24 protein-coding genes are annotated in these 25,913 nt (G+C 67.5%); 13 read left to right on the top strand and 11 right to left on the bottom strand.

Annotated features, from left to right (window positions below; genetic code table 11):
- Nucleotides 1-15: 15 nt before the first annotated feature.
- Together PJ259_RS03910 and PJ259_RS03905 are read right to left on the bottom strand one after the other, a co-directional pair.
- Nucleotides 16-768 carry an SDR family NAD(P)-dependent oxidoreductase gene (locus PJ259_RS03910; protein WP_271654792.1) on the bottom strand — a complete coding sequence of 251 codons (753 nt, stop codon included), beginning with the start codon at nucleotides 766-768 and terminating at the stop codon, nucleotides 16-18.
- A 1-nt stretch (nucleotide 769) separates the two neighbouring features.
- The gene (locus PJ259_RS03905) at nucleotides 770-1,546 is read right to left on the bottom strand and encodes an SDR family NAD(P)-dependent oxidoreductase (protein ID WP_271654791.1); all 777 of its coding nucleotides are present in this window, start codon (nucleotides 1,544-1,546) and stop codon (nucleotides 770-772) included.
- 86 nt (nucleotides 1,547-1,632) lie between these two features.
- On the opposite strand from PJ259_RS03905, the gene PJ259_RS03900 reads away from it, so the two are divergent.
- Entirely contained in the window at nucleotides 1,633-2,529 is an 897-nt protein-coding gene (locus PJ259_RS03900) for a LysR family transcriptional regulator (RefSeq protein WP_059314834.1), read from the top strand.
- A gap of 13 nt (nucleotides 2,530-2,542) precedes the next feature.
- Here the strand turns inward: PJ259_RS03900 and PJ259_RS03895 are convergent, their stop codons facing one another.
- From PJ259_RS03895 to PJ259_RS03855, 9 genes are all read right to left on the bottom strand, one after another.
- On the bottom strand, nucleotides 2,543-3,313 hold the full coding sequence (locus PJ259_RS03895) for an IucA/IucC family C-terminal-domain containing protein (protein WP_271654790.1): 771 nt from the start codon (nucleotides 3,311-3,313) through the stop codon (nucleotides 2,543-2,545).
- Nucleotides 3,304-4,101, bottom strand: a complete 798-nt coding sequence (locus PJ259_RS03890; protein ID WP_271654789.1) for an ABC transporter ATP-binding protein — start codon at nucleotides 4,099-4,101, stop codon at nucleotides 3,304-3,306. The genes PJ259_RS03895 and PJ259_RS03890 overlap by 10 nt, the downstream gene beginning before the upstream one ends.
- Nucleotides 4,102-4,111: 10 nt before the next feature.
- The gene (locus tag PJ259_RS03885; RefSeq protein ID WP_271654788.1) at nucleotides 4,112-5,143 is read right to left on the bottom strand and encodes a FecCD family ABC transporter permease; all 1,032 of its coding nucleotides are present in this window, start codon (nucleotides 5,141-5,143) and stop codon (nucleotides 4,112-4,114) included.
- On the bottom strand, nucleotides 5,133-6,134 hold the full coding sequence (locus tag PJ259_RS03880) for a FecCD family ABC transporter permease (protein ID WP_271654787.1): 1,002 nt from the start codon (nucleotides 6,132-6,134) through the stop codon (nucleotides 5,133-5,135). The genes PJ259_RS03885 and PJ259_RS03880 overlap by 11 nt, the downstream gene beginning before the upstream one ends.
- Nucleotides 6,131-6,955, bottom strand: a complete 825-nt coding sequence (locus PJ259_RS03875; RefSeq protein WP_271654786.1) for an ABC transporter substrate-binding protein — start codon at nucleotides 6,953-6,955, stop codon at nucleotides 6,131-6,133. Before PJ259_RS03875 ends, PJ259_RS03880 begins: the two co-directional genes overlap by 4 nt.
- 101 nt (nucleotides 6,956-7,056) lie before the next feature.
- Complete coding sequence (locus tag PJ259_RS03870) at nucleotides 7,057-9,453, bottom strand: TonB-dependent receptor (protein ID WP_271654785.1); 2,397 nt, start codon at nucleotides 9,451-9,453, stop codon at nucleotides 7,057-7,059.
- Nucleotides 9,454-9,524: 71 nt separating this feature from the next.
- Nucleotides 9,525-10,475 carry a FecR domain-containing protein gene (locus tag PJ259_RS03865; RefSeq protein WP_442964885.1) on the bottom strand — a complete coding sequence of 317 codons (951 nt, stop codon included), beginning with the start codon at nucleotides 10,473-10,475 and terminating at the stop codon, nucleotides 9,525-9,527.
- Nucleotides 10,466-10,978 carry a sigma-70 family RNA polymerase sigma factor gene (locus PJ259_RS03860; protein WP_059314826.1) on the bottom strand — a complete coding sequence of 171 codons (513 nt, stop codon included), beginning with the start codon at nucleotides 10,976-10,978 and terminating at the stop codon, nucleotides 10,466-10,468. Before PJ259_RS03860 ends, PJ259_RS03865 begins: the two co-directional genes overlap by 10 nt.
- A gap of 121 nt (nucleotides 10,979-11,099) precedes the next feature.
- Nucleotides 11,100-12,032 (bottom strand): LysR family transcriptional regulator, encoded by a 933-nt coding sequence (locus PJ259_RS03855; RefSeq protein ID WP_271654783.1) that lies wholly within the window; start codon nucleotides 12,030-12,032, stop codon nucleotides 11,100-11,102.
- Between the two features lie 392 nt (nucleotides 12,033-12,424).
- Here PJ259_RS03855 and PJ259_RS03850 point away from each other — a divergent pair, with 392 nt between their 5' ends.
- The 12 genes from PJ259_RS03850 (at nucleotide 12,425) to PJ259_RS03795 (ending at nucleotide 25,788) form a co-directional block, all read left to right on the top strand.
- Nucleotides 12,425-13,945: an amino acid ABC transporter permease/ATP-binding protein gene (locus tag PJ259_RS03850; protein WP_271654782.1), complete on the top strand. Its 1,521-nt coding sequence runs from the start codon at nucleotides 12,425-12,427 to the stop codon at nucleotides 13,943-13,945.
- 29 nt (nucleotides 13,946-13,974) lie between these two features.
- Nucleotides 13,975-14,847: a phytanoyl-CoA dioxygenase family protein gene (locus tag PJ259_RS03845; RefSeq protein WP_059314823.1), complete on the top strand. Its 873-nt coding sequence runs from the start codon at nucleotides 13,975-13,977 to the stop codon at nucleotides 14,845-14,847.
- A gap of 28 nt (nucleotides 14,848-14,875) precedes the next feature.
- On the top strand, nucleotides 14,876-15,709 hold the full coding sequence (locus PJ259_RS03840) for an ABC transporter substrate-binding protein (RefSeq protein WP_271654781.1): 834 nt from the start codon (nucleotides 14,876-14,878) through the stop codon (nucleotides 15,707-15,709).
- 19 nt (nucleotides 15,710-15,728) lie between these two features.
- Entirely contained in the window at nucleotides 15,729-16,460 is a 732-nt protein-coding gene (locus tag PJ259_RS03835) for a class II aldolase and adducin N-terminal domain-containing protein (protein ID WP_059314821.1), read from the top strand.
- A 78-nt stretch (nucleotides 16,461-16,538) separates the two neighbouring features.
- Nucleotides 16,539-17,831: a flavin-containing monooxygenase gene (locus tag PJ259_RS03830; RefSeq protein WP_059314820.1), complete on the top strand. Its 1,293-nt coding sequence runs from the start codon at nucleotides 16,539-16,541 to the stop codon at nucleotides 17,829-17,831.
- Between the two features lie 136 nt (nucleotides 17,832-17,967).
- The gene (locus PJ259_RS03825; RefSeq protein WP_059314819.1) at nucleotides 17,968-18,384 is read left to right on the top strand and encodes a RidA family protein; all 417 of its coding nucleotides are present in this window, start codon (nucleotides 17,968-17,970) and stop codon (nucleotides 18,382-18,384) included.
- 9 nt (nucleotides 18,385-18,393) lie between these two features.
- Nucleotides 18,394-19,071: a DUF1028 domain-containing protein gene (locus tag PJ259_RS03820; RefSeq protein ID WP_271654780.1), complete on the top strand. Its 678-nt coding sequence runs from the start codon at nucleotides 18,394-18,396 to the stop codon at nucleotides 19,069-19,071.
- Nucleotides 19,068-20,219 (top strand): acetylornithine deacetylase, encoded by a 1,152-nt coding sequence (argE, locus tag PJ259_RS03815; protein WP_271654779.1) that lies wholly within the window; start codon nucleotides 19,068-19,070, stop codon nucleotides 20,217-20,219. Before PJ259_RS03820 ends, argE begins: the two co-directional genes overlap by 4 nt.
- A 314-nt stretch (nucleotides 20,220-20,533) precedes the next feature.
- Complete coding sequence (locus PJ259_RS03810; protein ID WP_059314816.1) at nucleotides 20,534-21,145, top strand: glutathione S-transferase family protein; 612 nt, start codon at nucleotides 20,534-20,536, stop codon at nucleotides 21,143-21,145.
- A 31-nt stretch (nucleotides 21,146-21,176) separates the two neighbouring features.
- A complete protein-coding gene (locus PJ259_RS03805) occupies nucleotides 21,177-23,204 on the top strand; it encodes a 2Fe-2S iron-sulfur cluster-binding protein (protein ID WP_271654778.1) in 2,028 nt (675 codons plus the stop codon).
- A 76-nt stretch (nucleotides 23,205-23,280) separates the two neighbouring features.
- Nucleotides 23,281-24,183, top strand: a complete 903-nt coding sequence (locus PJ259_RS03800; RefSeq protein WP_271654777.1) for a LysR family transcriptional regulator — start codon at nucleotides 23,281-23,283, stop codon at nucleotides 24,181-24,183.
- Nucleotides 24,184-24,324: 141 nt separating this feature from the next.
- Nucleotides 24,325-25,788: an NAD-dependent succinate-semialdehyde dehydrogenase gene (locus PJ259_RS03795; protein WP_271654776.1), complete on the top strand. Its 1,464-nt coding sequence runs from the start codon at nucleotides 24,325-24,327 to the stop codon at nucleotides 25,786-25,788.
- Nucleotides 25,789-25,913: the final 125 nt, after the last annotated feature.

Below are 25,913 nucleotides of genomic sequence, written 5' to 3'. Positions count from 1 at the left end.
CGGATCGGCCCGGGCTCAGTGCCCGGCCGAGACGCCGCAATCGATGGCCATGTCGGCGCCGGTGATGGAGCGGGCGGCGGGTTGGCAGAGAAAGAAGGCCAGCTCGGCGACTTCCTCGGGCTGGATGAAGCGCGCCTGCTCGCCTTGCGGATACTTGGCCAGGAGGTCCTGCAGGTAGCCGGCCGGATCGCCTTCGCCATAACGCTCGGCCTGGAAGCTCAGCATGGGCGTCGCCACGTCCCCGGGCGAGATGCTGTTGCAGCGCACCCCGCTGGGCGCCAGGTCCAGCGCCAGGGCCTTGGTCATCAGGGTCACCGCGCCCTTGCTGGCGCAGTAGACGGCAGCGTTGCGATTGCCCTGGCGGCCGGCATCGCTGCTGAGGTTGACGATGGCACCGCGCGTTTCGCGCAGGGCGGGAATGGCCGCGGCGCAGAGAAAGAAGCTGGCCTTGAGATTGACGTCCAGCACCAGGTCGAAGTCTTCCTCGCTGAAGGTCTCGGCCGGGCCCTCGCGCCAGACACCGGCACAGTTGACCAGGGCATCCAGGCGCCCCAACGTCGCCGCGGCGGCCACCACCTCGCGGGCCGCGCCGGTCCGGCGCAGATCGGCGGCGTGGTAGCCGGCCAGCCTGCCATCGGCCTGTAGCGCGGCCAGCGCGGCGTCATCGAGATCGGTGCCGAAGACCTGCCAGCCCGCCTGCAGGAAATGCTCGCGCACCGCACCACCGATGCCACCCAGTACCCCACTGATGAGTACGACCGGCTGCATGTCAGGCCCCCTTGTTTTCGATGCGGCTGTTGCCGCCGTCCACCACCAGGTATTCCCCGGTGATGTAGCTCGCCTCGGGCGAGGCCAGAAAGGCCACCGCCGCGGCGACCTCGGCAGGACGACCGGCGCGACCCACGGGGACCCGCGTCGCCGCCTGCAATTCTTCCGGCAGGCTGGAGGCGGTTTCGATCCAGCCAGGGGCGACGGCGTTGACCGTGATGCCCTGCCCGGCCACCTCCAGCGCCAGACTCATGTTCATGCCGACCATGGCCGCCTTGGCCGCGCTGTAGGCCGCTGCCTGCGGAATGCCCGCCCGGGTGCCGGTGGCGGAGCTGACGTGGACGATGCGGCCATAGCCGCGTTTCTGCATGCCCGGCAGCACGGCGCGGGTCAGTAGGAAGGCGGTGGTCAGGTTGCGTGCCAGGCTGAGGTTCCACTCGGCCAGTGTCATTTGCGCCAGCTCCACCAAGGGCTCGGCGCTCCCCTGCATGGTCATGCCGGCGTTGTTGACCAGGATGTCGACCCGCCCCCAGCGGGCCTCGGCCCACTGACCGAAATCCCTGACCGCCGCCTCTTCGGTCAGGTCGAGTGCCTGCCCCTCCACCGTGAAACCGGCAACGCGCAATTCCTCCACCCGTTCGGCGATCCGGGCACTACTGGCGGTGACGATCAGATGTGCCCCCGCCGCGCCCAGGCGCCGGGCGATCGCCATGCCGATGCCGGATTCACTGCCGGCACCGCTGATCAGGGCCACCTGGCCCGCCATCGACTCGCTCATGTCGCTGTCTCCGTTGTGGTCTGACTGGACTCTAAGCCTGTCTGGCTGATACAAAAAGACGATCGTTATCAGCGAAATTGACAACCATGGCCTTTACCAGCGAAACGCTCAGGGTCTTTCTCGCCGTGATCGACGAGGGCTCGTTTTCCGCGGCTGCCCGCGTCCTGGGACGGGTGCCGTCAGCGGTGAACATGGCGATCTCCCAGCTGGAAGCCGAGCTGGACCTGGTGCTGTTCGACCGCGCCACCCGCAAGGCCCTGCCCACCGCTGCCGCCCGCGCCCTGGAACCCCAGGCGCGGCAGGTGGCCAGTCAGCTGAATCTGCTCGATGCCCACGCTCTGCAGTTGCACGCAGGCCTGGAGCGGCGCTTCGTGCTGGTGATGGCGCCCGAGCTGCAGACGGGCGCCTGGAGCCGGCCACTCGCCACCCTGGCCGAGGAGTTTCCGGCACTGGAGATCGAGATCCGCTCGGCGGCGCGCGCCGAGGCGATCCGGCTGCTGCACGAGGGTAGCGTCGACATGGCGCTGATCTTCGAGCGTCCGGGGATCGACGAGCACGAGGGCTTCGCCGAGGCGGGCAGCCAGTTGCTCACGGCGGTCGCGGCGCCCGGCTATCCCTCGACTCGCGCGGGCCGACCACTGGGTGAGACGCTCATGGCCGATACCCGCCAGATCGTGGTGGCCGGCGGCGACCGCAACGCCTCGGACCCGCAGATCGTGCTATCGCAGCGGGTCTGGCTGACCGACAGCTACCTGGCCACCCTCGACCTGGTCCAGGCCGGTCTGGGCTGGGCCTATCTGCCCCACCCGCTGGTACGCCCCCTGATTGCCGCCGGCCTGCTCGAACCGGTCGGCTTCGACAACATGGCCAGCCAGATCCGTCGCTGGATCGACGTCATCTGGATCAAGAACCGCCCCCAGGGCCTGGGGGCACGGCGCTATCTGCAGCTGTTGCGCGAGCAGATCGGGACCAAGCCGGAGTAGCCTGCCCCGCTGCCTAGGCCTCCCGGGGCCTGATCAGCGGGCAGTTGGAGCAGTATTCCGCCGGCGTCGTCGCCTGGTAGTAGAAGCAGCAGGTACGCCGAAAGCGAACCGCGCGGCCCGCGCTATTGGCGGTCGCGGGGCGGCGGAACTGCGCCAGCGGATTGGTCTCCAGCCCCAGCTCGCTCGGCGAGGCGGCCAGCAGCCAGGCGAAGTCCTCGGCGCAACGGGCGCGGATCGCGGGATCGGCCAGCTCGGTGAGGCGGCGGTCGTACAGCGCGTAGAGCCGCACCGCGGCATTTTCCCAGAGGATGCGTGGCGAGACGCGGCCGACCCGCGCCAGGGTTTCCCAAAGCGGTCGCAGCAGATCGCCGAACAGGGTGCGGGCCAGCAACGCCCGGGCGGTGGCGTGATCGTCGAGGGCGGGCAGCGGCCGGGTATCGATCAGCGGCAGCATCGCTCGCCAGCGGCCCTGGGCATGGCCGTCCTCGATCCAGACATTGCCAGGCGTCAGGTCCAGGCGCCGGTCAAAGGCCGACAGGGCATGGAAGGCCACCCCCGTGGTGAGAAAGCCCAGCCGCTTGGTCAGCAGCGATGCCGCGACCCGTCGCGTGGGGGCTTCCATCCGCACGGCCAGGTCGTCGAGCAGCTCGGCGCAGCGCGCGGCGTCCAGCCAGGCGGCGACCGGCTGGCTGTGCAGCCCGTCGCGCTCACTGGCTTCGCGCAGGCCGAAGGTGGTACGCAGCTCGTCCCGCGCCGCGCTATCCAGGGTCGGCCTCAGGCACATGGCGGCACCTCGCGGCCGAAGGGTATGCACAGCGGCGTGCCGAAATAGGGATCGGCGATGATCCGACACTCCAGCGCGAACACCTCGCGTACCAGGGCTTCCGTCAATACCTCCGCAGGTGCGCCCTGAGCGAAGGCACGGCGTTGGTGGACGGCGACCAGGTGATCGGCGTAGCGGCAGGCGAGATTGAGGTCGTGCAGCACCATGACGATAGTCTTGCCCTCCTCCCGGTTCAGCTGGCGCAGCAGGTCCAGCACCTCGATCTGGTGCGCCAGGTCCAGGTAGGTGGTGGGCTCGTCCAGCAACAGGCAGTCAGTGTCCTGGGCCAGGGTCAGGGCAATCCAGGCGCGCTGGCGCTGACCGCCGGAGAGATCGTCCACCGGCCGTTCCGCCAGGTCCAGCAGGTCGGTGAGGCGCAGCGCCTTGTCCACCGCCGCGGCATCCTCCGCCGACCATTGGCGCATCCAATTCTGGTACGGATAGCGGCCCAGGCTGACCAGCTGCCGCACGCTGATACCCTCGGGAGCCACCGGGATCTGCGGCAGGACCGCCAGTTGCCGGGCCAGCGCCGCGGTGGACTGCCGATGGATGTCCTGGCCATCGAGCAGGACCTGGCCCCGGCGCGGTTCCAGCAGGCGGGCGCAGGCCTTGAGCAAGGTGCTCTTGCCGGACCCGTTGCTGCCGATCAGGACCGAGACGCGTCCCGGCGGTAGTTCGAGGTCGAGATCCTCGATGATGGTCTGGGTGCCATAGCGGAGGGTCAGGCCACGGCTGGCCAGGGTTGCCATGAGGACTCCTTCAGGGACGCTGCCGGATCAGCAGGTAGAGGAAAAAGGGTGCCCCCAGGGCGGCGACGAAAATGCCGGCCGGCAGATCCAGAGGCAGGAACAGGGTACGACCCAGCAGGTCGGCGAGCATGACCAGCACGGCGCCCACCAGGGTCGCCATGCAGGCCTGACCGGCGAAGCCACCCGGGACCAGGCGGCGGGCGATGTGGGGCGCGATGAGGCCGACGAAGGCGATGGCACCGCCCCAGGCGATGGCCACCCCGGCCAGGGCCACGGCCAGCGCCAGCAAGGCCGCGCGTTGCCGCTGCAGGCGCACGCCGAGGCCGCGGGCCAGGTCGTCGTCGAGCTGCGCCAGCATGGCGTGCCGTGCCAGGGCAGCCAGTGGCAGCAGCAGGGCCAGCCACCAGAGCGCCAGGGCGCGGACCTCTGGCCAGCTGGCGCCATAGACACTGCCGGTCAGCCAGACGTAGGCGGACAGCGTGGTGGTCAGCGGACTGAATACCAGCAGGAAGGTAGTGGCCGCGGCGAGCATGGTCGACACCCCTACCCCCACCAGCACCAGGCGTAGCGGTGAGGCGCCATGATTCCAGGCCAGGCCGTAGACCAGCAGCGCCGCCAGGCCCGCGCCGAGCATGGCCGCCAGTGGCAGGCCCGTGGGCCCGAAGCTACCCGCCAGCAGGGCCAGATAGCACACCGCCCCGGCACTGGCGCCGCTGGTGATGCCCAGCAGGTCCGGTGAGGCCAGGGGATTGCGTACCTGGCCCTGCAGCAGCAGGCCGGACAGCGCCAGGGCGCTCCCGACCAGGGCTGCCAGCAGCGCACGCGGCAGGCGTAGCTGGGTGACGATAAAGCCCAGGCCACCGTGGTGTGCGTCGCTCAACGCGGCGAACACCTGAGTCGGCGCCAGCCAGACCTTGCCCAGGCACAGGTACAGCAGCAACACGACCAGAGCCACCGACAGTGCAGCGGCTAGCCGTCCCAGGATGGCCGGGGCCAGGCGCCGGGAAAAATGGCCGAGCCGCCAGACGTGTTCAGCGGCCATGGCGACCTCCCTGGCGGGCGAGATGGATAAAGAAGGGCCCGCCGAACAGGGCGGTCATGATGCCTACGGGCACCTCCTGAGGCAGGATCACCACCCGCGCCAGACTATCGGCCAGCACCAGCAACAGAGCCCCGCCCAGGGCACAGCCCGGGATCAGCCAGCGATGCTCATGGCGTGATCGCGCCAACAGACCGCGTACCAGGTGCGGCACCATCAGGCCGATGAAGCCGATATTGCCGGCCAGGGCCACGGCGCTTCCGGCCAGGCAGATCACCAGCACCCCGGCCAGCAGCCGGATCAGGCCGATGGGCTGCCCCAGGCCACGGGCCAGGTCGTCGCCGGCGACCAGCACATCGAGCTGGCCGGCAAGTGTCCACGCAGCGACCAGGGCCAGCAGGCCGAACACCAGCAACGGTGTGGCGGCGGCGAGATTGCGCTCGCCCACCGAGCCGGCCAGCCAGAACAGGACGCTGTCCAACCCCTCCTGGTTGATCACCAGCAGTGCCTGGCTGAAGGCGGTGAACAGCGCCGCCAGGGCCGCGCCAGCCAGCACGATGCGCAGCGGCGTCAGGCGTGCCTGGCCCCTGTTGCCCAGCGTCCACACCAGCGTTCCCGCCAACGTCGCGCCCAGCAGTGCGCTGAGCATCCAGCTTTCGGCGCTGGACAGCCCCAGCACGGTGATCCCCAACACCAACGCAAAGGTGGCACCGGCGTTGATGCCGAACAGTCCCGGCGAGGCCAGGGGATTGCGCGTCATGGCCTGCATCAGGGCCCCGGCCACCGCCAGGTTGGCGCCCACTACCAGGGCGATCAGCAGCCGCGTCAGGCGCGTGGTGTTGACCAGGGTGGCGTCCAGCGCGAACGACGCCTCCTGCACCAGGGCCGCCACCACGCTGCCGGGCGCGATCCAGCGGGCGCCGACCGAGAGGCTCAGCCAGGCGGTAAGCACCAGTGCCAGCGCCAGCAACAGCAGTCGCAAAGGCGCGGTCATGCGGCCCCCTTGGAAGCCAGCACGTGCTCGATGTCGTCCAGCAGTAGATTGGCCGCGAGGATACCGCCGCCCAGGCTCCAGGCCACGCCATCGACCCGCCAGACCTGCCCGCGCCGGGGCGCGCTCAGACGCTGCCAGAGCGGGTGCTCGATCAGGCTCGCATAGTTGCGCTGCGACGCCTGGTCCGCACGCAGGAAGACGAAGAAGACGTCGGCCTCCACCACCGGCAGGCTTTCCCGGGAGGTCAGTTTGATCGAGGGCGCGGCGCTGCCCTGGCTGGCCGCCGGCCAGGCGAAGCCCAGTTCGCTGAGTACCCGCCCGGCGAAGCTGTCGGGCAGGTAGCTGCGCAGGTGATCGGCGCGCACGTCCAGCACCGCCACCGTTGGCGGCCACTGAGCCCCGTAGTGCCGCTGCAGCGCGCCGCGCAGGCTGGCGATGCGCGCCTGCCAGGCGTGCAGCAAGGCCGTGGCGGCCGGCTCGCGCCCCACGGCCGTGCCCAGGGCAAGCAGCGTCTGCTTGAACTCGAAGACTTCCTCCAGCATCACCACCGGACAGAGCTGCTGCAGCAGCGGCGCGATCCGGCCATGGCGAAAGCGCGAGGCGATGATCAGATCCGGTGCCAGCAGCGCCAGGTCCTCCAGGCTCGGCTGGGTTTCGAGGCCCAGCGAAGGCACCCCGGCCAGCGCCGGGCGCAGGTAGCGATAGACGGGTTTCTCGCTCCAGGAATCGACCACCCCGCAGGGCCTGAGCCCCAGGGCCGCGGTGCTGTCGGTGGCGCCCTGGAACAGCGTCGCCACACGAGTCGGTTGGGTGGCCGCCATGGCTGGGCCCAAGGCGGCGCCGGTGACGAGCCCACCCCCGCACCTGAGCAGGTGGCGACGGGTCAGACCGGAGCCGCCAGGAATGCGCAACGGCAAGGCCGTCAGAACGCCAGGCTGGTCGAGAGCACCAGCGTGCGTGGCGTGGAAATCGTCAGGCCCGGCTCGGCATCGTCCGGGGCACCCGCCGAGGCCCAGTAGCGCTCGTTCATCACGTTCTCCACCGAGGCTCTCAGGGTGACGCGGGTAGCGTCGACCTTGAAGGCATAACGTGCGCCCACGTCGAAGCGGTGCCAGGCATCGATTTCCTTGCTGTTGGCCTGGTCCAGGTACTGGGAGCTGGTGTAGATCCCGCGACCGGTCAGGGTCAGGCCGGGCACCGCCGGGATATCCAGTTCGGCGCCGAGGTTGGCATTGAGCTTGGGCGTGGCCGGGGCGCGATTGCCGTCGAAGGTGCCACCCACGGTGCCCTTCAGTTCGCTGTCGATGTACATCAGGCCGCCAAGCACGCGGAAGCCCTGCAGCGGCTCGCCGAACACGCTCAGCTCCGCCCCATCGTTGATTCGCTTGCCATTGGGGCCGAAGACCCGGCTGGTGGCGTTGGTCTCGTAGGCGGGCTGCTTGATGCGGAAGGCGCTGGCCGTGACGGCGACGGCGCCGAAGTCATACTTGGCGCCCACTTCCGCCTGGCGGCTGATGAAGGGCGGGAAGATCTCGTCCTCGTTGATCGAGCTCGAGGGAGCGATCTTGCCCTGACTCAGGCCTTCCATGTAGTTGGCATAGAGCGACAGTTTCTCGGTGGCTTTGAACAGCACGCCGGCCGAGGGCGAGACCTTTTCCTCGTCGTAGGCGGTGTCCTGCCTCACGCCATCGGACCAGTCGTCCACCTTCACCCGCTGCCAGCGGGCGCCGACGGTGACTAGCAAACGATCATCGAAGAAGCCCAGGGTATCGGCCAGGGCCACACCGCTGAAACGGTTCTCGGTGTAGTCCTCACCATCGGAGCGGGTCTGCACGCCTGGCGGCGGCAGGTCGCGGGGGCTGTAGAGGTTGCTCGTGCCCGTGGCATAGCGCCCGCCGCCGTTCTCGAAGTCCATGTAGAAGTAGTCGGCGCTGACGTTGAGCTCGTGGCTGACCGGTCCGGTCTGCAGCCACTTGCGGGCACCGATGTTGGCCGTACGTACGTTCTCGTCGCGGGTGAAGTCGCGCGGCTGGACGGTGAAGTCGCCGGCATCGTTGGTGAGGGAGACGTTGTGGCGCAGGAAATCATGATCGCTGCGGCGCGCCCCCACGGCACCATAGACCATCAGCGACTCGTCCACGTCGAATTCGCCACGCAGGGCACCGAAGGTGTCCTTGGTCTGGGCGCGGGTCCAGCGCTGGGCATAGTTGTGGCGCACGTCGTCGGCATCGGGCACCCGGGCATTGGCGCCTACCAGCACCCGTTCCTGGGGAGCGTCGGTATCACGCTCGGTGTGGCCCAGGTCCAGCCCCAGACGCAGGCGTTCCATGCGGTAATCCAGGCCGAGCACACCCATCTGGCGGTCGACGTGCTGGTGATCCCAGGTGGTGTCGCCGGCCTGCTTGACGCCGTTGAAGCGCATCCCGAAGCGGTTGTCCTCGCCGAAGCGACGGCCGATGTCCACGGCCCCACCCACCTGGCTATCGGAGGCATAGCTCCCGGTGAATTCGGTGATGGGCTGGTCGGTGGCGCGCTTGGGCATCACGTTGATGCCGCCGCCGACACTGCCGCGCGGGGAGATGCCATTGAGCAGCTGGCTCGGTCCCTTGAGGATATCGACCCGCTCGGCCATCTCCAGGTCGATGGAATAGGTCGGCAGCACACCATAGAGGCCGTTGTAAGCTACATCGCTGTTGTAGAGGCTGAGACCGCGGATGGTGAATTGCTCGAAGCGCCCACCGGAAGGATTGGTGGAACGTACCGAGGGATCGCTGGCGATCAGATCGGTAAGGGTGCGCGCCTGCTGATTCCGTACGGTCTGGGCGGTGTAGGCCGTCTGGCTGAAGGGTGTGTCCATGAAATCGCGCTTGCCTAGCAACCCCTGGGAGCCTTGGCGTGAGACCTGGCCGCCGGCGTAGGGGGCTTCGTCGGCTTGGAGGCTGGTGGCGACGATGGAAGTGCTGGCCAGCTCTTGGACGCCACTCTCCGGCGGCGCCGGCGCCAGGGTGAAGTCCCGCTCGCCCAGCGGCTGCAGCCGCAGCCCCGAGCCGGCGAGCAGGTGGCTGAAGCCCTCCTCCACGCCGTAGTTGCCATCGAGGCCGGCGCTGGCGCGATTGCTCACCAGCCTCGGATCCACGGCCAGGTTGACGCCGGACTCCGCCGCGAAGCGCGTCAGCGCCTGGGCGAGGCTGCCCGCCGGCATCTCATAGTGGCGCCGGGCAGCCTCTTGCGCCCAGACCGACCCGGCCCACCAGGGGGTACCGCTCAACGCTACCAGCAAGCCCGTGCGCAGCAACGGACGCCATACCAACGCCACCATCGAATCCCCCTCCTGTTGTTTGTCCTATGCCGGTACTGACCGACGAGCGCGGAAAAGGGGACAGGCTTTTTTCAAGCGGTGGTCGAGCGCGGCACCAGGGTGACCCAGAAGCGGGTCCGCCACTGCACGTCCACCGGCAGGGTGGCGGCCAGCAGCGCCAGGACGCGGTCGGTATCGGCGAGCTGGAAACTGCCGGTCACTCGCAGATCGGCTACCGCCGGGTCCCAGCGCAGCAGGCCGAGGCGATAACGGCTGAATTCCTCCAGGAACTCACCGAGCGGCTGGTCCTGGGCGATCAGCACGCCCTGGCGCCAGCTCAGCACGGTTGCGGCGAAGGGCTCGATGGCACCGACGCCTAGGGCGCTCAGACGCAGCTGCCGGCCCTCTCCCAGCTCCAGGCGAGGCCCCGCCAGCGGCTGGATATCCACGCTGCCGCTGACGACGCGCACGTCGCACCCCTCGTCATGCCGCTGCACGCAGACCTCGGCCTGGCGCAGCGTCACCGCGCCGAAGCCGGTATCCAGGGTCATGGGGAGGGCGCCGGGCACCTGCAACGAGGCTTCGCCGCGGATCAGCCGCAGGTAGCGGCGTGTCTCATCCAGGTCGACGGCGGTCGCGGTATTGAGTTGCAGCAGGCTACCGTCGGCCAGGGTCAGGCTGCGGTGTTCACCGGTAGCGGTGCTGACGGCGGCGGTCCAGGCGTCCAGCGGCACCTCGCGCACCAGCCACCACCCGGTCGGGATCACCACCGCCAGGCCAAGCAGCTGACGCAAGGCCGTGCGGCGACCGCGATCGGCTGGCCGCAGACTGGCCATGGCCAGCCGCGAGGGCACCGTGGCGAAGCGTTGTTGCAGCGTCAGCGCCGCCTGCCAGGCGCGCTCGTGCTCGGCATCGGCTTCGCGCCACTCCTGCAGGAGTTGCTGTTCCCGCGCAGTGGCTTCACCCGACTCCAGCAGCGCCAACCAACCAGCCGCTTCGCGGATGGCCGTCCGCCGGCGGTCCTGGGAGTCGCTCAGCACAATTCGGCCAGCAGGCAGTGCTCGTAGGCCTGCGCCATGTATCTCTTGATGGTGCGCTCGGAGACCTGCAGTTGGTCGGCGATCTCGCGATAGGTCAGGCCTTCGAGCTGGCTGAGCAGAAAGGCCTGGCGCACCGCGGATGGCAGGCCGTCGAGCAGTTCGTCCAGGGCTTGCAGGGTCTCCAGCAACACCCAGCGCTGCTCGGGTGACGGGGCGCAGGCCTCGGGCAATTCCGCCAGGGCATTGAGATAGGCCTGCTCCAGGCTGCGCCGACGCTGGAAATTGATCAGCAGGCGTTTGCCAATGGTCAGCAGATAGGCACGGGGTTCTTGCAGCTCGGCCACTACCTGGGGATTGCGCAGCAGCCGCAGGAAGGCTTCCTGGCTGAGGTCGGCGGCATCCCACTCACTGCCCAGCCGCCGACGCAACCAGGCCTGCAGCCAACCGCTGTGGTCGCGATAGAACGCCTGGAGGGTGCGCGAGGACTCGAGAGCCATATCACTCATGCCGGCTGCTACCTGATGATGCCTAGATGATATTGATTCTACTTTACAGGCACTGGCATCGACCAGTCCCGGGCGCTCTTTCGCGCGCACGGGCTCAGGTAAAAGGCTCGAACGGCGAGGGTTAGTCTCGTGCTGCTGGCTCGGGCGCCAGCGGCGAGAGGTCCACGGACCGGCAATAGTCCATGAACAGCCGGGTCGCCTTGGTAGGCTCGTTGTTGCGCAGGTAGGCCATGATGAAGGTCGAGGCCGGCATGTCGTCGTGGATGTTCACCTGCGCCAGGCGCTTGCCGTCGTAGGTAAGGTCCGTGGTCGGCCGAGTGACCAGCACCGAGAAGCCCAGGCCCTGCCCCACCATACAGCGCACCATCTCGATGGAGGGTGAACTGTAGGCCACCGTGGGGTGGTAGCCCTTCTCCTTGAAGATGTCGATGAAGTAATTGCGGCTGGGTACCACGTCCAGCAGGATCATGGGCTCACGACTCAGCTCCTTGAGCGTCACCGCCTTCTTGTGTGCCAGCGGATGGGCAATGGGCAGCAAGGCGTAGGGCTTGTGCGGCGCGTTGAGCTTTTCCTTGGTGATGGAGTCGCCCAGCTCCAGGTCATACAGAAACACCAGGTCGAAACGGCCGCGATGTACCCCATGCATCAGCTCGTGCTGTTCGCCGTCCTGCAGCTGGATGGTGATTTCCGGATAGAGCCGCTTGAAGCCGGCGACCAGCCTGGGCAGATAGAGCGGCGCTGCGGATTCGAAACAACCGATGGCCACCGTGCCCGAGACCATCTCGTTTTCTGCCCGGGCGTTCTGCTCCAGTTCCTGGGAAAGCCGCAACAACTGCTCGGCCTTCTCATAGAGCCGACGCCCGCTGGCCGTCAGGGAAACACCCTGAGCGTGATGGCGAATGAATAACTTCTGCTCGAAACTTTCTTCGAGATTCTTGATGGCCACGGATATCGACGGCTGCGATATATGGAGTTGCCGCGCCGCCTCGACAATGCTGTCTTCCTCGACCACTGCCACGAAGTAACGAAGTTGTCTCAGCGTAAAATGCGTCACATATCGCCTATAGGAAAAAACAGTGCAGAGAATGGTTCTGCATAGCCTCTACCCTTGAAGCGAAAGCTGTGCCAGCCATCCGACATTCTACTCAAACAACGGCCAAATGCCTGTATAGCCAGCGAATCCTGCCCGCTATTAACTCCCGACCCTTCCGCAAGACTGCACCAAAATCCCGCATTAGCGCCCTGAATGACGGCGCCTTGCCCTGTATCGGGGCATATGAATCAGAGGCTTCAACAAGCGGTTTTTCTGTATAGGCAAGTCCTATACAAAGGCCCGTAATTTGTTAATTGACGATAAGTCCGCTCACTGCCAATTCTGTAATTACCGCTACAGCGCGCCCCTCTTCGGGCACGCACTTTCAATGAATGGCAACGGGTCTTTCGACGATGACTTTCGACTGGAACTACATGTTCAGCCTTATCGGCGACACTCAATTCTGGCTGGCAACCTGGACGGTCATCAAACTCAGCACCCTCACCTGGATCATCAGCATCGCGCTGGGCTTCTTCATCGCCCTGGCCAAGCAATCCCGGCTGCCCGCACTCAGCCTGCCGGCGCGGGGCTACATCTGGTTCTTTCGCAGCGTGCCGCTGCTGGTGCTGCTGATCTTCATCTACAACCTGCCCCAGGCGCTGCCGGCCACCTCGGTGGTGTTGGCCGATCCCTTCTGGGCCGGGCTCATCGGCCTGGTGATCAGCGAGACGGCCTATGTCGCCGAGATCCATCGCGGCGGCCTGCTGTCGATTCCCAAGGGCCAGGGTGAGGCGGCGCGAGCCCTGGGCCTGCGCTTTCTTGGCACCCAGTGGCGCATCGTCATCCCCCAGGCACTGCGGGTGGCCCTGCCCTCGCTGGCCAACGAATACATCTCCATCGTCAAGCTCAGCTCCCTGGTGTCGGTGATCTCCCTCACCGAGATCCTCATGGTCGGCCAGCGCCTCTATTCGCAGAATTTCCTGGTCATGGAAACCATGGTGGCGGTGGCCTTCTACTACGTGCTGATCGTCACCCTGTTCGACTTCCTGCTCAAACGCCTGGAGCGCTTCCTCGACGTTACCCAGCGCAAGGTGGTGCGTACCCCCGACGCCCAGGTGCTGGCCCTGGCCACCCAGGCCTCGACCGCCAGCGCCAAGCCGCAATGGGACGCCACCACCCCGGCGCTGCAGGCCGCGCGCCTGCACAAGGCCTATAACGACGTCGAGGTGTTGGGCTCGGTCAATCTGCGCATCCACCCGGGCGAGGTGGTCTCGGTGATCGGCCCCTCGGGTTCGGGGAAGACCACGCTGATCCGCTTGCTCAATGGATTGGAGCAACTGGATAACGGTGAGATCCGCATCAACGGCCAGCCCTTTCTTCACCTGCACAAGGACGGCGCCCAGAAACCGCGCTTCATCGAGAACAGCGAGCATCGCCTGGACATCGGCATGGTGTTCCAAAGCTTCAACCTCTTTCCCCACCTAACGGTGCTGGACAACCTGCTGCTCGCACCGCGCTATCACCGCCTGGATACCGTAGCTGCCCTGCGGCAGCAGGCCTACGCCCTGCTGCACAAGGTCGGGATGCTCGACCACGCCTGGAAGTATCCGCACCAGCTCTCTGGCGGTCAGCAACAGCGGGTGGCCATCGCCCGGGCGCTGATGATGCGGCCGCAGATCATGCTCTTCGACGAGCCCACCTCGGCGCTGGACCCGGAAAAGGTCAACGAGGTGTTGCAGGTGATCGAGGCCCTGGCCCAGGAGGGCATCACCATGGTGATCGTCACCCACGAGATGAACTTCGCCTTCAAGGTCTCGGATCGCATCGTGTTCATGGAAAAGGGCCGCGTGGTCTGCGACGACGCGCCCGAGGTACTGCGTAACGGCCAGCACCCGCGCGTCGAGGCCTTCCTCAAGGACGTGTCCCTGGCTTGACCCCCACCCCTGGCTTTCGGAGAAACGACATGATCGAACAAGCGCAACTGGACCAGTTCCACAGAGACGGCTACCTGGTGGTCGAGAACCTGCTGTCGGCCGAGGAGATCGCCGCCCTGCAGGCCGACTTCGATCTCTGGGTCGAAGACAGCCGCAGCCATGCCGAGGCCTGGGGCGAGACCCAGGATGGTCGGGCTCGCTTCGACGTGGAGCTGGACCATCGGCCCGACCACCCATCCCTGCGCCGGGTCAGCTCGCCCACAGAAATCTCCGCAACCTATCGCCAGGTCGCCCTTTCCTCGCGGATGGCGCAGGTCGCCGCCCAGCTGATCGGCGGCAACGGCACCCGTTTTCACCACAGCAAGATCAATTCGAAGCTGCCCCATACCGCCACCCAAGTGAAATGGCACCAGGACTTTCTGTTCACCCCGCACAGCAACGACGACGTGGTCACCGCGCTGCTGATGGTGAGCGAGGTCACTCCGGAGAATGGCCCGCTGACCGTCATTCCCGGCAGCCACCAGGGTCCGCTGTGGTCGCACTGGCAGGACGGTCGCTTCAGCGGCGCCGTCGATGACGGGGTGGTCGCCGAGCACTGCGGCCAGCCGACCGCCTGCTTCGGGCCGGCCGGTTCGGTGTGCTTCATGCACACCCGCCTGCTGCATGCCTCCAGCCCCAACCAAACCGAACTGCCGCGCACCCTGTTCATCAGCGTCTATGCCGCCGAGGACGCCCTGCCCTTCGGCGAGAACCCGCTGCCCAGCGAACACGCCGGCGTCCTGGTGGCCGGTCAGGAAAGCGGTCTGGTGCGCAGCGTGGCCAACAGCGTGCGCCTGCCACAGAAGCCGCGCGGCGCCTCCTTCTTCGTCCAGCAGGCCGGGCTCGACCAGGCCGCCGGTTGATCCTTCCTATCCGTCACGGAGCATCGCCATGCACAGCTTCAGCGTCTCGATTCGCCCTCTCGCCGCCACCCTGCTGGGCGCTGCCATCGCCCTGGCCTCGACCGCTGCCGGGGCCTTCCAACAGCCAGGCAAGCTCATCGCCGGTTCCGACCTGACCTTCTTCCCCTACGAATACGTGCAGGACAACAAGCCGGCAGGCTTCGACATCGAATTCGTCGAGGGATTGGCCAAGGTCATGGGCCGCTCCGTGGAGACGCTCGACACCCGCTTCCCCAACCTCATCACCGGACTGCAGGGGGGACGCTTCGACATCACCAACTCCTCGATGTACATCACTGCGGAGCGCTTGAAGGTGATCGACATGATCCCCTACCTCAAGAGCGGAGAATCGATCATCTCGCTAAAGGGCAGCAGCTATCAGCCCAAGAAGCCGGAGGACTTCTGTGGCCACAAGATCGGCTCCATGGGCGCCACCTCCTGGCTGCAGCAGTTGCACAAGCTGTCGGACGAGTACTGCGTGAAGAACGGCCTCAAGCCCATCGCGGTGAGCGAGTACGGCACCGATCCCCAGACCACCCAGGCGCTGCTGTCCAAGGCCGTGGAGGCGCAGATCACCGACGCCGCCGTGGCCCGTGGCCTGGTGGAAAAGCTCGGCAATCGCGTGGTGATCTCCTCGGACAACCTGATCTACCCAGTGCTCAACGGCTTTGGCGTGAAGAAGGGCAACGACGAGGTCAGGACCGCCCTGGTGGACGCGCTCAAGCAATACAGCGCCACTCCCGAATACGCCGCGCTGCTGGAGAAATACAACTTCCAGGCGCCCACCGAGGCGGATATCGCCGCCCTGATGCCCAAGCCCTGAGCCTTACGGAGTCACCACCATGGCACTTTCTCACGAGGAACGGCTGCGTATCGATCTGGCCGCGACCTTTCGCGTCATCGCCCACCTCGGCATGCACGAGGCCGTCGCCAACCACTTCAGCGCGGCCGTCTCGCCAGATGGCAAGCAGTTCCTGATCAACCCCAAGTGGAAGCACTTCTCGCGCATCCGCGCCAGTGACCTGCTGCTGCTCGACGCGGACGATCCGCAGGGCGCCGAGCGGCCTGACGTGGACACCACGGCCTGGTCGATCCATGGGCAGATCCATCGACGACTGCCGGAGGCCCGGGTGGTGCTACACCTGCACCCGGTCTACACCACGGCGGTGGCCTGCCTGGCCAAGCCTGAGGTGCCGCCCATCGACCAGAACACTGCACGCTACTTCAACCGCCTGGCGGTGGACGAGCTCTATGGCGGCATGGCCGACACCGAGGCCGAGGGCGCGCGCCTAGCCGGTCTGCTCGACGGCAAGCAGCGGCTGTTGATGGGCAACCACGGCGTCATGGTGATCGCCCCCACCATCGGCCAGGCCTTCGACGACATCTGGACCCTGGAGCGGGCCTGCCAGATCCTGGTCACCGCCTGGTCCACCGGTCAGCCGCTCAAGGTGCTCTCCGATGCGGTCGCCGAGAAGACCGCGCGGGCCTGGGAAGGCATCACCGACTTCTCCGAGCAGCACTTCGCCGAGATGAAAGAACTGATGGTCCAGCAGGACCCATCCGTGCTGGATTGATCGCCGCGGAGCCTCCGCTCCGCCTTCCTACTGCTTAGATGACGGCCGCACCCTGCGGAGCGGCCGAAGGGTACCCTCATGTCCACATTACCGACCACGATCGACACCCTGGTGATAGGCGCCGGCCAAGCCGGGATCGCCATGAGCGAACACCTGGGGCGGCTCGGTATCGAGCACCTGGTGCTGGAAAAGAACCGCATCGCCGAAGCCTGGCGCACCGGCCGCTGGGACTCCCTGGTGGCCAACGGCCCGGCCTGGCATGACCGCTTCCCCGGCCTGGAATTCGACACGCCGCCGGATGGTTTTCCTGGCAAGGACGAAATCGCCGCCTACTTCGAGACCTATGCCCGGCAGATCGACGCGCCCATCCGCACCGGTGTCGCCGTCACCCGGGTGACCCGCCAGGCCGGCCAGGCTGGCTTTCTGGTGGAAACCTCAACCGGCAGCCTGAACGCCCAGCGTGTGGTGGTGGCCACCGGTCCCTTCCAGAAGCCGGTGATCCCGGCCATCGCACCAACAAACGAGAGCCTCTACCAGATCCACTCCGCCCATTATTTCAATCCGCAACAATTGCCCGAGGGCGCGGTGCTGGTGGTGGGCGCCGGCTCCTCCGGGGTGCAGATCGCCGAGGAATTGCTGCGCGCCGGCAAGCGCGTCTATCTCTCCGTAGGCCCCCATGACCGGCCGCCGCGGGCCTATCGCGGCCGCGACTTCTGCTGGTGGCTGGGCGTGCTCGGCCTGTGGGACACCGAGACCATGCAGCCGGGTCGCGAGCACGTGACCATCGCCGTGAGCGGCGCCCGCGGCGGCCATACCGTGGACTTCCGCCGCCTGGCCCAGGCCGGCATGACCCTGGTGGGCCTCACCGACGTCTTCGTCGACGACGTGGTGCGCTTCCGCCCGGACCTCAACAGGAATCTCGACGCCGGCGACGCCAACTACCTTGCCCTGCTCGACGCCGCTGACGCCTATGCCGCGCGCCATGGCCTGGACCTGCCCGAAGAGCCCGCGGCCCGCGAACGAGTGGCGGACGCCGCCTGCATCCGCGAACCGCTCAAGGAGCTGGACCTGAAGGCCGCGGGCGTCAGCGCGGTGATCTGGGCAACCGGCTATGCCACCGACTTCAGCTGGCTGCAGGTGGACACCTTCGGCGAGAACGGCAAGCCCAGGCACCAGCGCGGGGTCGGCGCCGAGCCGGGCATCTATTTCGTCGGGCTGCCCTGGCTCAGTCGCCGCGGCTCGGCCTTCATCTGGGGCTGCTGGCACGACGCCCGCCATGTGGCCGACCAGATCGCCATCCAGCGCCGCTACCAGGACTACCGCCCGAGCGAAACCGCCGGTGCGCCGATGCAGCACTCACGCAGCGCCTGATACCCACCCCTATAGGGCGCGTAGGTTGGGTTGAGCGCCAGCGAAGCCCAACATGATCGAGATCAAAATCCACCGTGTTGGGCTTCGACGATGGAGCCATCTCAGCCCAACCTACTTCGAAAAAAGGAGCATCCCCATGGCCGCGCCGACCCACACCCGTATCCGCATGTTCAACACCAAGGACACCTACCCCAACCAGACCCTGGACAACGACCTTTGCCAGGCCGTGCGGGCCGGCAACACCGTCTATGTGCGCGGCCAGGTGGGCACCGACTTCGACGGCAATCTGGTGGGGTTGGGCGATCCCCGGGCCCAGGCCGAGCAGGCCATGAAGAACGTCAAGCAGCTGCTGGAAGAAGCGGGCAGCGACCTCAGTCATATCGTCAAGACCACCACCTACCTGATCGATCCGCGCTATCGCGAACCGGTGTACCAGGAGGTCGGCAAGTGGCTCAAGGGGGTTTTCCCCATTTCCACCGGCCTGGTAGTGGCGGCCCTGGGCCAGCCCCAGTGGCTGATGGAGATCGATGTCATCGCCGTGATCCCCGACTGAGGCCGCCCCATGACCTTTTCCCTCACCGCCCGCTGCGCCACGACCGGTCAGTTCGGCATCGCCATCAGTTCATCGAGCATCGCCGTGGGCGCCCGTTGTCCCTGGCTGCAACCCGGGATCGGCGCGGTCAGCTCGCAGAACATCACCCTGCCCGCGCTGGGGCCGCGCACCCTGGAGCGCCTGGCCGCTGGACTGGCTCCCGCCGCGGCGCTGGCCGAGAGCCTGCCAGGCGACGGCTACGCCGAGTACCGCCAGGTAACCGTTATCGATACCCAGGGCCGCAGCGCCCATCACAGCGGCGCCCATACTTTGGGCGTGCACCAGGCCCGCAGCGGCCGCGACTGCGTGGGCGCCGGCAACATGCTGGCGAGCCCCAGGGTGGTGGATGCGCTGGTGGAAAGCTTCGAAGGCACCCAGGGCGCGCTCGCAGAGCGATTGGTCCTGGCGCTGCAGGCCGCCATGGCCGCCGGCGGCGAAGCCGGACCAGTGCATTCGGCGGCGTTGCTGGTGGTGGGCGAGCCGAGCTGGCCCATCGTCAACCTGCGCGTCGACTGGGCCGAGACCGATCCCATCGGCCAACTGGCCGCCCTCTGGCGCGCCTATGAGCCGCAGCTGCAGGATTATCTCGACCGCGCGGTACGTCCGGATCTCGCTCCGGGTTATGGCGTGCCGGGAGACGAGCGATGAGCGCCAGCGGTGAACTACTGGCACGGCTGGTGGCCTTCGACACCACCAGCCGCGAATCCAACCTGGCGCTGATCGACTTTGTCGCCGGCTACCTAGAGGGCTTCGGCGTACCCTACGAGCTGATCCACAACGGCGAAGGCACCAAGGCCAATCTGTTCGCCACCCTGGGACCGGCGGACGTGCCGGGCATCGTGCTCTCGGGGCATACCGACGTGGTGCCGGTAGACGGCCAGGCCTGGACCCGTCCCCCCTTTGTCCTCAGCGAAAGCGCCGGCAAGCTCTACGGTCGCGGTACCGCCGACATGAAGGGCTTTCTGGCCTGCCTGCTGGCACTGGTGCCCGCGGCCAGCCGTGCGGCCCTGCGCCGCCCGCTGCACCTGGCACTGTCCTACGACGAGGAAGTCGGCTGCCTCGGCGTGCGCAGCCTGCTCGACCAGTTGACCCTGCATCCGGTCAAGCCGCTGCTGTGCCTGATCGGTGAGCCCACGGAGCTGAAACCCGTGCTCGGCCACAAGGGCAAGGTAGCCATGCGCTGCCAGGTGTACGGCGCGGCCTGTCATTCGGCCTATGCGCCCCAGGGCGTCAACGCCGTCGAATACGCCGCGCGCCTGGTCGTGGAACTCGGCCGGCTCGGTGAGGCGCTCAAGGCAGCGGAAAGCCAGGACCCCCGCTTCGATCCGCCCTTCTCCACGGTGCAGACCGGCCTCATCGGTGGCGGCCAGGCACTGAACATCGTGCCCCAGGACTGCACCTTCGATTTCGAGATCCGCGCCCTGCCCGCCCAGGACCCCTACCAGGTGATCCATCAGCTGCAGGCCTATGCCGAAGCGACGCTGCTACCCGCCATGCGTGCCATCAGCGGTCGGAGCGCCATCCGCTTCACCGAGCTGTCGAGCTATCCCGGCCTGGATACCGCCATCGAAAGCGAGGCGGCCGACTGGATCGCGCAGTTCTGTGGCTCGCGCGACTTCGGCACGGTGGCCTTCGGCACCGAAGGGGGGCTGTTCGCGGCGGCGGGCATCCCCACCGTGGTCTGCGGCCCCGGTAGCATGGCACAGGGTCACAAGCCGGACGAATTCATCAGCCAGGCGCAGCTGGATGATTGCGATGCCATGCTGGGGCGGGTGTTGGCCTTCGCCTGCCGCTAGATCCTGTACGAAAACTGCCTGCGCTCGGTGATGCTGCGTTGAAAAAGGCCTGGATCGCCAGCCCGGCCGCAATGCTTATTTACCAGTCTAAAACTCGTGCGCGAGCCCGGTCCGCTTCCTCAGCCTTTTTCGTGGGGCCGCCTAGGCCTCGCCTGACTTTCGCTCGGCGACTTTTCATACAGGACCTAGCCCGATCATTCCATTTTGCGGAATGCTGAACTGACCAGAAGACCCATTCCCTCGAAAGCGCGCTGATCCCAAGCTGGTAGCACCTATCGGGCCCCCTCGGCCCGCTGCCTGCCAGGAGTCGGATCATGAAGCTCTATCACACCCCGCTGTCCGGTCATGCCCATCGCGCCGTACTCTTCGCCTCGCTGCTGAGGATCGAGGTCGAGCTGATCGACATCGATATTCCGGGCGGCGCCAATCGCACGGCGGAATTCCTCGCCCTCAATCCCTTCGGCCAAGTGCCGGTGCTGGCGGACGGCGCGACGGTGGTCGCCGATTCCAATGCCATCCTCGTCTACCTGGCGAAAAAGGCCGGGCGTACCGATTGGCTACCGGAAGACCCCGCTGGCGCGGCCGCGGTGCAGCGCTGGCTATCGGTGGCTGCAGGCGAACTGGCCTATGGCCCGGCATCGGCGCGACTGATCACGGTGTTCGGTGCCCGCCTGAATCCGGAAGAAGTCATCGCCCGCGCCCATGTCCTGCTCGAACGCCTGGAGGCGCACCTGACCACGCGCGAGTGGTTGGCTGCCGATCACCCGACCATCGCCGACATCGCCCTCTACAGCTACCTGGCTGGAGCGCCGGAAGGCAATGTGGAGCTGGCGCCCTATACGGCGGTGCGCGCCTTCCTGCAGCGGGTGGAGGCCCTGCCCGGCTTCGTGCCCTTTCCCGAGACCGTGGCCGGCCTCCGGGCCTGATCGAGCCCTCACCCTGCTGGAGGTCAAGGTCATGCATGAGCCCCTACCCACCTGGCACGCCGGGGAAACCTTCATCCAGGAACAGCTAGGCGTTCGTGAACGCCTGGAGGCCCTGGGGCCGCGGGTGATCCGGCCGTTCATGCCCGACCAGCATCGGCAGTTCTTCGCCCAGCTGCCCTTCGTGGTACTGGGCAGCGTGGATGCCGCGGGCGACGCCTGGGCGACGATCCTGGAAGGCCAGCCGGGCTTTCTCGCCTCGCCCACGTCCACCACCCTGGATATCGCCGCCCGCCCCGCCAGCGAGGATCCAGCAGCGCCTGGACTGGGCGCAGACGCGGCCGTGGGCCTGCTGGGCATCGAGTGGCACACCCGCCGCCGCAATCGCATGAACGGCATCCTCAGCCCCACGGCCCAGGGACTGCGCGTGACGGTGGACCAGAGCTTTGGCAACTGCCCGCGCTATATCCAGCTGCGTGACCTGAGCTTCGCTCACGAACCGGGCGCCGTCCCGGTCACGCCCGGGGAGCAGCTCGCCAGCCTGGATGTGGCGGCCCGCGCGCTAATCACCAGTGCCGATGCCTTTTTCGTCGCCTCCTACGCCGACCAGCAGGGCCAGCGACGGGTCGATGTCTCCCACCGGGGCGGCAAGCCGGGCTTCGTCCGGGCAGACGCCGAGGGCCTGCTGACCATTCCCGACTTCAACGGCAATCTGTTCTTCAACACCCTGGGCAATGTCGTCGCCAATGGCCGGGCCGGACTGCTGTTCGCGGACCTGGAGCGCGGCGATCTGCTGCAGCTGAGCGGGACCGCCGAGGTGCTGTTCGACTCGCCCGAGATCGCCGCCTTCGAAGGCGCCGAACGCCTCTGGACCTTTCGCCCCCAGCGTATCGTCCGTCGCCGCGGCGCCCTGGCGTTGCGCTGGCAGGCGCAGCCCGGCGGCGAGTCGGAGAGCAGTCGGCTGACCGGCAGCTGGGCGGAAGCCAAACGGCGCCTGCAGGCCAGGGCCCAGGACCGCCGCTGGCGTCCGCTGCGCATCACCCGGATCGTCCAGGAGAGCGCCACCATCCGCTCCTTCCACCTCGAATCAGTGGACGGCGCAGCCCTGCCCCCCTACCAGGCCGGTCAATTCCTGCCGATCCGGGTGACAGTCGAGGCAGGGCAACCCTCCCTGGTGCGAACCTACACCCTGACCTCCCTCCCCGCCGACGGCTATTACCGCATCAGCGTCAAGCGCGACGGCCTGGTCTCGCGACTGCTGCACGACCAGCTGCGCGAAGGCGACCTGATCGAGGCCCGGGCGCCCGCCGGCGACTTCACCCTGGCGGCCTCGGCGGAGCGCCCCCTGGTGTTCCTCGCCGCCGGGATCGGCATCACTCCGTTGCTGGCCATGCTGCGCCAGGCGGTCCATCAGGGTCGGCGGCCAGTCACGCTGTTCTATGGCGCCCGGACCCAGGCGGAACGGGCCTTCGACCGGGAGCTGAGCGAGCTGATGGCCAGGGCTCCGGAAACGCTACGGGTGATCAGGCTGCTGAGCGATCCCGCTGCTGCCCTTCCCGGGGTGGACTATGACGTCGCCGGGCGCATCGACATGGCGCTGCTGGGCCGCCAGCTGCCCTTCGGTGACTATGACTTCTACCTCTGCGGCCCCGCGGCCTTCACCCAGGGGCTATATGACGGCTTGCGCGGTTTTGGCATCGAGGATGGCCGTATCCGTGCCGAAGCCTTCGGTCCGGCCGGCCTGGTGCGCAGCGGTGCGGCGACGGCGGCGACCGTGCGGCCTGCCGCGGCCACCGAGGCCGTCCGGGTGCGCTTCGCGGCGTCCGGCCAGCAAGCGCAGTGGACGCCCGCCTCCGGCAGCCTGCTGGAACTAGCCGAAGCCCAGGGCCTGGAGCCCGCCTTCAGCTGTCGCGAGGGGCACTGTGGCAGCTGTCGCACGGGACTGCTCCAGGGCGCGGTCACCTATGCCAAGGAACCCGCCGCGGCGGTCGCTGCCGACCAGGCCCTGCTCTGTTGCGCGCTGCCGGCTGCCGGGTCCGCGCCGCTGGAATTCGACCTCTAGGCTGGTCAGCCAGGGCGTGTCGACTACCATGGGCGTCTGGCCGGCCCTCTCCGGCGTCGTGAGGAAAACCCCGCAGATGGATCGTTGGCAGGCGATGCGCGTGTTCGTGAAGGTGGCCGAAACCGAGAGTTTCGCCCGTGCGGCCCGGGAACTGCACCTGAGCGCCCCGGCGGTGACGCGCCTGGTGGCCGGCCTGGAGGCGCTGGTCGGCGCCCAGCTGCTGGTGCGTACCACCCGTTCCGTGAAGCCCACCGAGGCCGGCGCCCGCTATCTGCAGGATTGTCGGCGCATCCTCGGCGAGATCGCCGAGGCGGAGCTGGCGGCCGCGGGACACCAGGCCAGGCCCTCGGGAACCCTGGCGATCACCGCGCCCATGTTGTTCGGGCAACTGCACGTGCTGCCCCTGGTGCTGGACTTTCTCGCTCGCTATCCGGAGATGCGTGTCCGTACCCTCTTCGTCGATCGCCAGGTCAATCTGCTGGACGAAGGCATGGACGTCGCCTTGCGCATCGGCCAGCTGCCGGACTCGGGTTTCACCGCCGTCCAGGTAGGCCGCGTGCGGCGGGTGGTGTGCGCCGCCCCTGCCTATCTGGACGCCCAGGGCATTCCCACCACGCCGGCTGCGCTGCGCGAGCACCGCATCCTCGCCTGCCAGGGGGCCTGGGCGTCGCCGGAATGGCGTTTCGCCCAGGGTCAACGGGTAGTGGTGGATCCGCTGCTGCTGTGCAACACCAACGAGGCCGCCATCGCCGCTGCCCGGGCTGGATGGGGCCTTACCCGGGTGCTGCACTACCAGATCGCCCCGGCGCTGGCCGACGGCTCCTTGCGCCTGGTGCTCGAAGCCCATGAAGAGGCGCCTCTGCCGGTGCATCTGGTCTATCCGCAAGGCCGTCAGGCGGCGGCCAAGGTCAGACTCTTCGTTGCGCTGGCGGCGGCCGCGCTGCGTGCCGATCCACTGTTTGGCGAAATGCCCGGTTGACCAAGCCGGACGGCCACCGCACAAACTGCGGCCAGGGCGCGCCGAACGCGTTCTCCCGCCGCTCGCATGGGGGCAATTCGGCATCCGCCGCCGCCGCCGCTCCCTAGACTCAGGGCCTGACCTGCCATTGGGAGCGCCACCATGCCGCTGCACCTCGATCTGCAAGACCCCCGCCTGTTCAAGGAATCCGCCTATGTCGACGGCCACTGGATAACCGCCGACAACGGCGCCACCTTCGCCGTGGAAAACCCTGCCACCGGCGAGACCATCGCCCAGGTAGCGGCCCTGGAGGCTGCGGAAACCGCCCGCGCCATTGCCGCGGCGGAAGCCGCCTGGCCAGCCTGGCGCGAGCGTCCGGCGGCCGAGCGCGCGGCGTTGCTGGAGCGCTGGTACGCCCTGATGCTGGAACACCAGAACGATCTGGCTCTGCTGATGACCCTGGAACAGGGCAAGCCGTTGGGCGAGGCCCGTGGCGAGATCGCCTATGGCGCCAGCTTCGTCAAATGGTTCGCCGAAGAAGCCCGGCGCGCCTATGGCGATATCCTGCCTGCCCCGGCGCGCGATCGCCGGGTGCTGGTGCTCAGGCAGCCGGTGGGCGTCGCCGCCGCCATCACGCCGTGGAACTTCCCCAACGCCATGATCACCCGCAAGGCCGCGCCGGCCCTCGCGGCCGGCTGCCCGGTGGTGATCAAGCCCTCGGACCTCACCCCGCTCTCGGCCCTGGCGCTCGCCGAACTGGCCGACCGCGCCGGCTTTCCGCCCGGCGTATTCAATGTGCTCACCGGCATGCCCGCCGGCATCGGCGGCGAACTGACCCGTAATCCGGCGGTACGCAAGCTGTCCTTCACCGGCTCCACCCGCATCGGCCAGCTGCTGCTGGCGCAATGCGCGGCCACGGTGAAGCGCACCAGCATGGAACTGGGCGGCAACGCCCCCTTCATCATCTTCGACGATGCCGACCTGGACCTGGCCGTCGCGGGGGTGTTGCAGAGCAAATTCCGCAACGCTGGCCAGACCTGCGTCTGCGCCAACCGCATCCTGGTACAGGACGGCATCCATGATCGCTTCGCCGAGCGCCTGGCTGCCGAGGTCGCCAAGTTCAAGGTGGGCAACGGCCTGGAGGCCGGGGTGACGCTGGGTCCGCTGATCAATCGCCAGGCGGTGGACAAGGTGGCCCGCCACGTCGACGACGCCCTGACCCAGGGCGCCAAGGCCCTGTTCGGCGGCCCGCCCGGCGGCCGTGACCAGTTCGTCGCCCCCACGGTGCTGACCGGCGCCACGGCGGACATGCTGCTGGCCAGCGAGGAGACCTTCGGCCCGGTGGCGCCGCTGTTTCGCTTCCGCGACGAGGCCGAGGCCCTGACCCTGGCCAATGCCACGCCCTACGGGCTGGCCGCCTACTACTACACCCAGGATCTGCGCCGCGCCTGGCGGGTGGGCGAACAGCTGGATTTCGGCATGGTGGCGCTCAACACCGGCACCCTGTCGATGGAAGTCGCTCCCTTCGGCGGCGTGAAGCAGTCCGGACTGGGCCGCGAGGGTTCGCACCTGGGATTGGACGAGTACCTGGAGGTCAAGGCCTGGCACCTGGGCGGGCTCGACTGAAATCCCAAGGCGGCGAGCAACCGAAAATGCCGTCACCCCTGATCAAAACAGCCGATCGCGATGCGGGGGCCGGTAACTTCAGCGTTACCGACCCCACGGCCTGCGTAGGCTGGAACTCTCGCCCC

The sequence above is a fragment of the Pseudomonas sp. JBR1 genome (genome assembly GCF_028198185.1).
GTDB lineage: Bacteria > Pseudomonadota > Gammaproteobacteria > Pseudomonadales > Pseudomonadaceae > Chryseomonas > Chryseomonas oryzihabitans_E.
This window is presented reverse-complemented; position numbering and strand designations above follow the sequence as displayed.

What these genes read in the sequence shown, in the direction of transcription:
- PJ259_RS03845 (WP_059314823.1), top strand. Translation starts at nt 13,975, where the DNA reads ATGATCGAACAAGCGCAACTGGACCAGTTCCACAGAGACGGCTACCTG.
- PJ259_RS03900 (WP_059314834.1), top strand. Translation starts at nt 1,633, where the DNA reads ATGGCCTTTACCAGCGAAACGCTCAGGGTCTTTCTCGCCGTGATCGAC.
- PJ259_RS03880 (WP_271654787.1), bottom strand. Translation starts at nt 6,134, where the DNA reads ATGACCGCGCCTTTGCGACTGCTGTTGCTGGCGCTGGCACTGGTGCTT.
- PJ259_RS03870 (WP_271654785.1), bottom strand. Translation starts at nt 9,453, where the DNA reads ATGGTGGCGTTGGTATGGCGTCCGTTGCTGCGCACGGGCTTGCTGGTA.
- PJ259_RS03850 (WP_271654782.1), top strand. Translation starts at nt 12,425, where the DNA reads ATGACTTTCGACTGGAACTACATGTTCAGCCTTATCGGCGACACTCAA.
- PJ259_RS03895 (WP_271654790.1), bottom strand. Translation starts at nt 3,313, where the DNA reads ATGTGCCTGAGGCCGACCCTGGATAGCGCGGCGCGGGACGAGCTGCGT.
- PJ259_RS03910 (WP_271654792.1), bottom strand. Translation starts at nt 768, where the DNA reads ATGCAGCCGGTCGTACTCATCAGTGGGGTACTGGGTGGCATCGGTGGT.
- PJ259_RS03805 (WP_271654778.1), top strand. Translation starts at nt 21,177, where the DNA reads ATGCATGAGCCCCTACCCACCTGGCACGCCGGGGAAACCTTCATCCAG.
- PJ259_RS03840 (WP_271654781.1), top strand. Translation starts at nt 14,876, where the DNA reads ATGCACAGCTTCAGCGTCTCGATTCGCCCTCTCGCCGCCACCCTGCTG.
- PJ259_RS03835 (WP_059314821.1), top strand. Translation starts at nt 15,729, where the DNA reads ATGGCACTTTCTCACGAGGAACGGCTGCGTATCGATCTGGCCGCGACC.
- PJ259_RS03860 (WP_059314826.1), bottom strand. Translation starts at nt 10,978, where the DNA reads ATGAGTGATATGGCTCTCGAGTCCTCGCGCACCCTCCAGGCGTTCTAT.
- PJ259_RS03810 (WP_059314816.1), top strand. Translation starts at nt 20,534, where the DNA reads ATGAAGCTCTATCACACCCCGCTGTCCGGTCATGCCCATCGCGCCGTA.
- PJ259_RS03890 (WP_271654789.1), bottom strand. Translation starts at nt 4,101, where the DNA reads ATGGCAACCCTGGCCAGCCGTGGCCTGACCCTCCGCTATGGCACCCAG.
- PJ259_RS03825 (WP_059314819.1), top strand. Translation starts at nt 17,968, where the DNA reads ATGGCCGCGCCGACCCACACCCGTATCCGCATGTTCAACACCAAGGAC.
- PJ259_RS03875 (WP_271654786.1), bottom strand. Translation starts at nt 6,955, where the DNA reads ATGGCGGCCACCCAACCGACTCGTGTGGCGACGCTGTTCCAGGGCGCC.
- PJ259_RS03905 (WP_271654791.1), bottom strand. Translation starts at nt 1,546, where the DNA reads ATGAGCGAGTCGATGGCGGGCCAGGTGGCCCTGATCAGCGGTGCCGGC.
- PJ259_RS03820 (WP_271654780.1), top strand. Translation starts at nt 18,394, where the DNA reads ATGACCTTTTCCCTCACCGCCCGCTGCGCCACGACCGGTCAGTTCGGC.
- PJ259_RS03800 (WP_271654777.1), top strand. Translation starts at nt 23,281, where the DNA reads ATGGATCGTTGGCAGGCGATGCGCGTGTTCGTGAAGGTGGCCGAAACC.
- PJ259_RS03795 (WP_271654776.1), top strand. Translation starts at nt 24,325, where the DNA reads ATGCCGCTGCACCTCGATCTGCAAGACCCCCGCCTGTTCAAGGAATCC.
- argE (WP_271654779.1), top strand. Translation starts at nt 19,068, where the DNA reads ATGAGCGCCAGCGGTGAACTACTGGCACGGCTGGTGGCCTTCGACACC.
- PJ259_RS03830 (WP_059314820.1), top strand. Translation starts at nt 16,539, where the DNA reads ATGTCCACATTACCGACCACGATCGACACCCTGGTGATAGGCGCCGGC.
- PJ259_RS03885 (WP_271654788.1), bottom strand. Translation starts at nt 5,143, where the DNA reads ATGGCCGCTGAACACGTCTGGCGGCTCGGCCATTTTTCCCGGCGCCTG.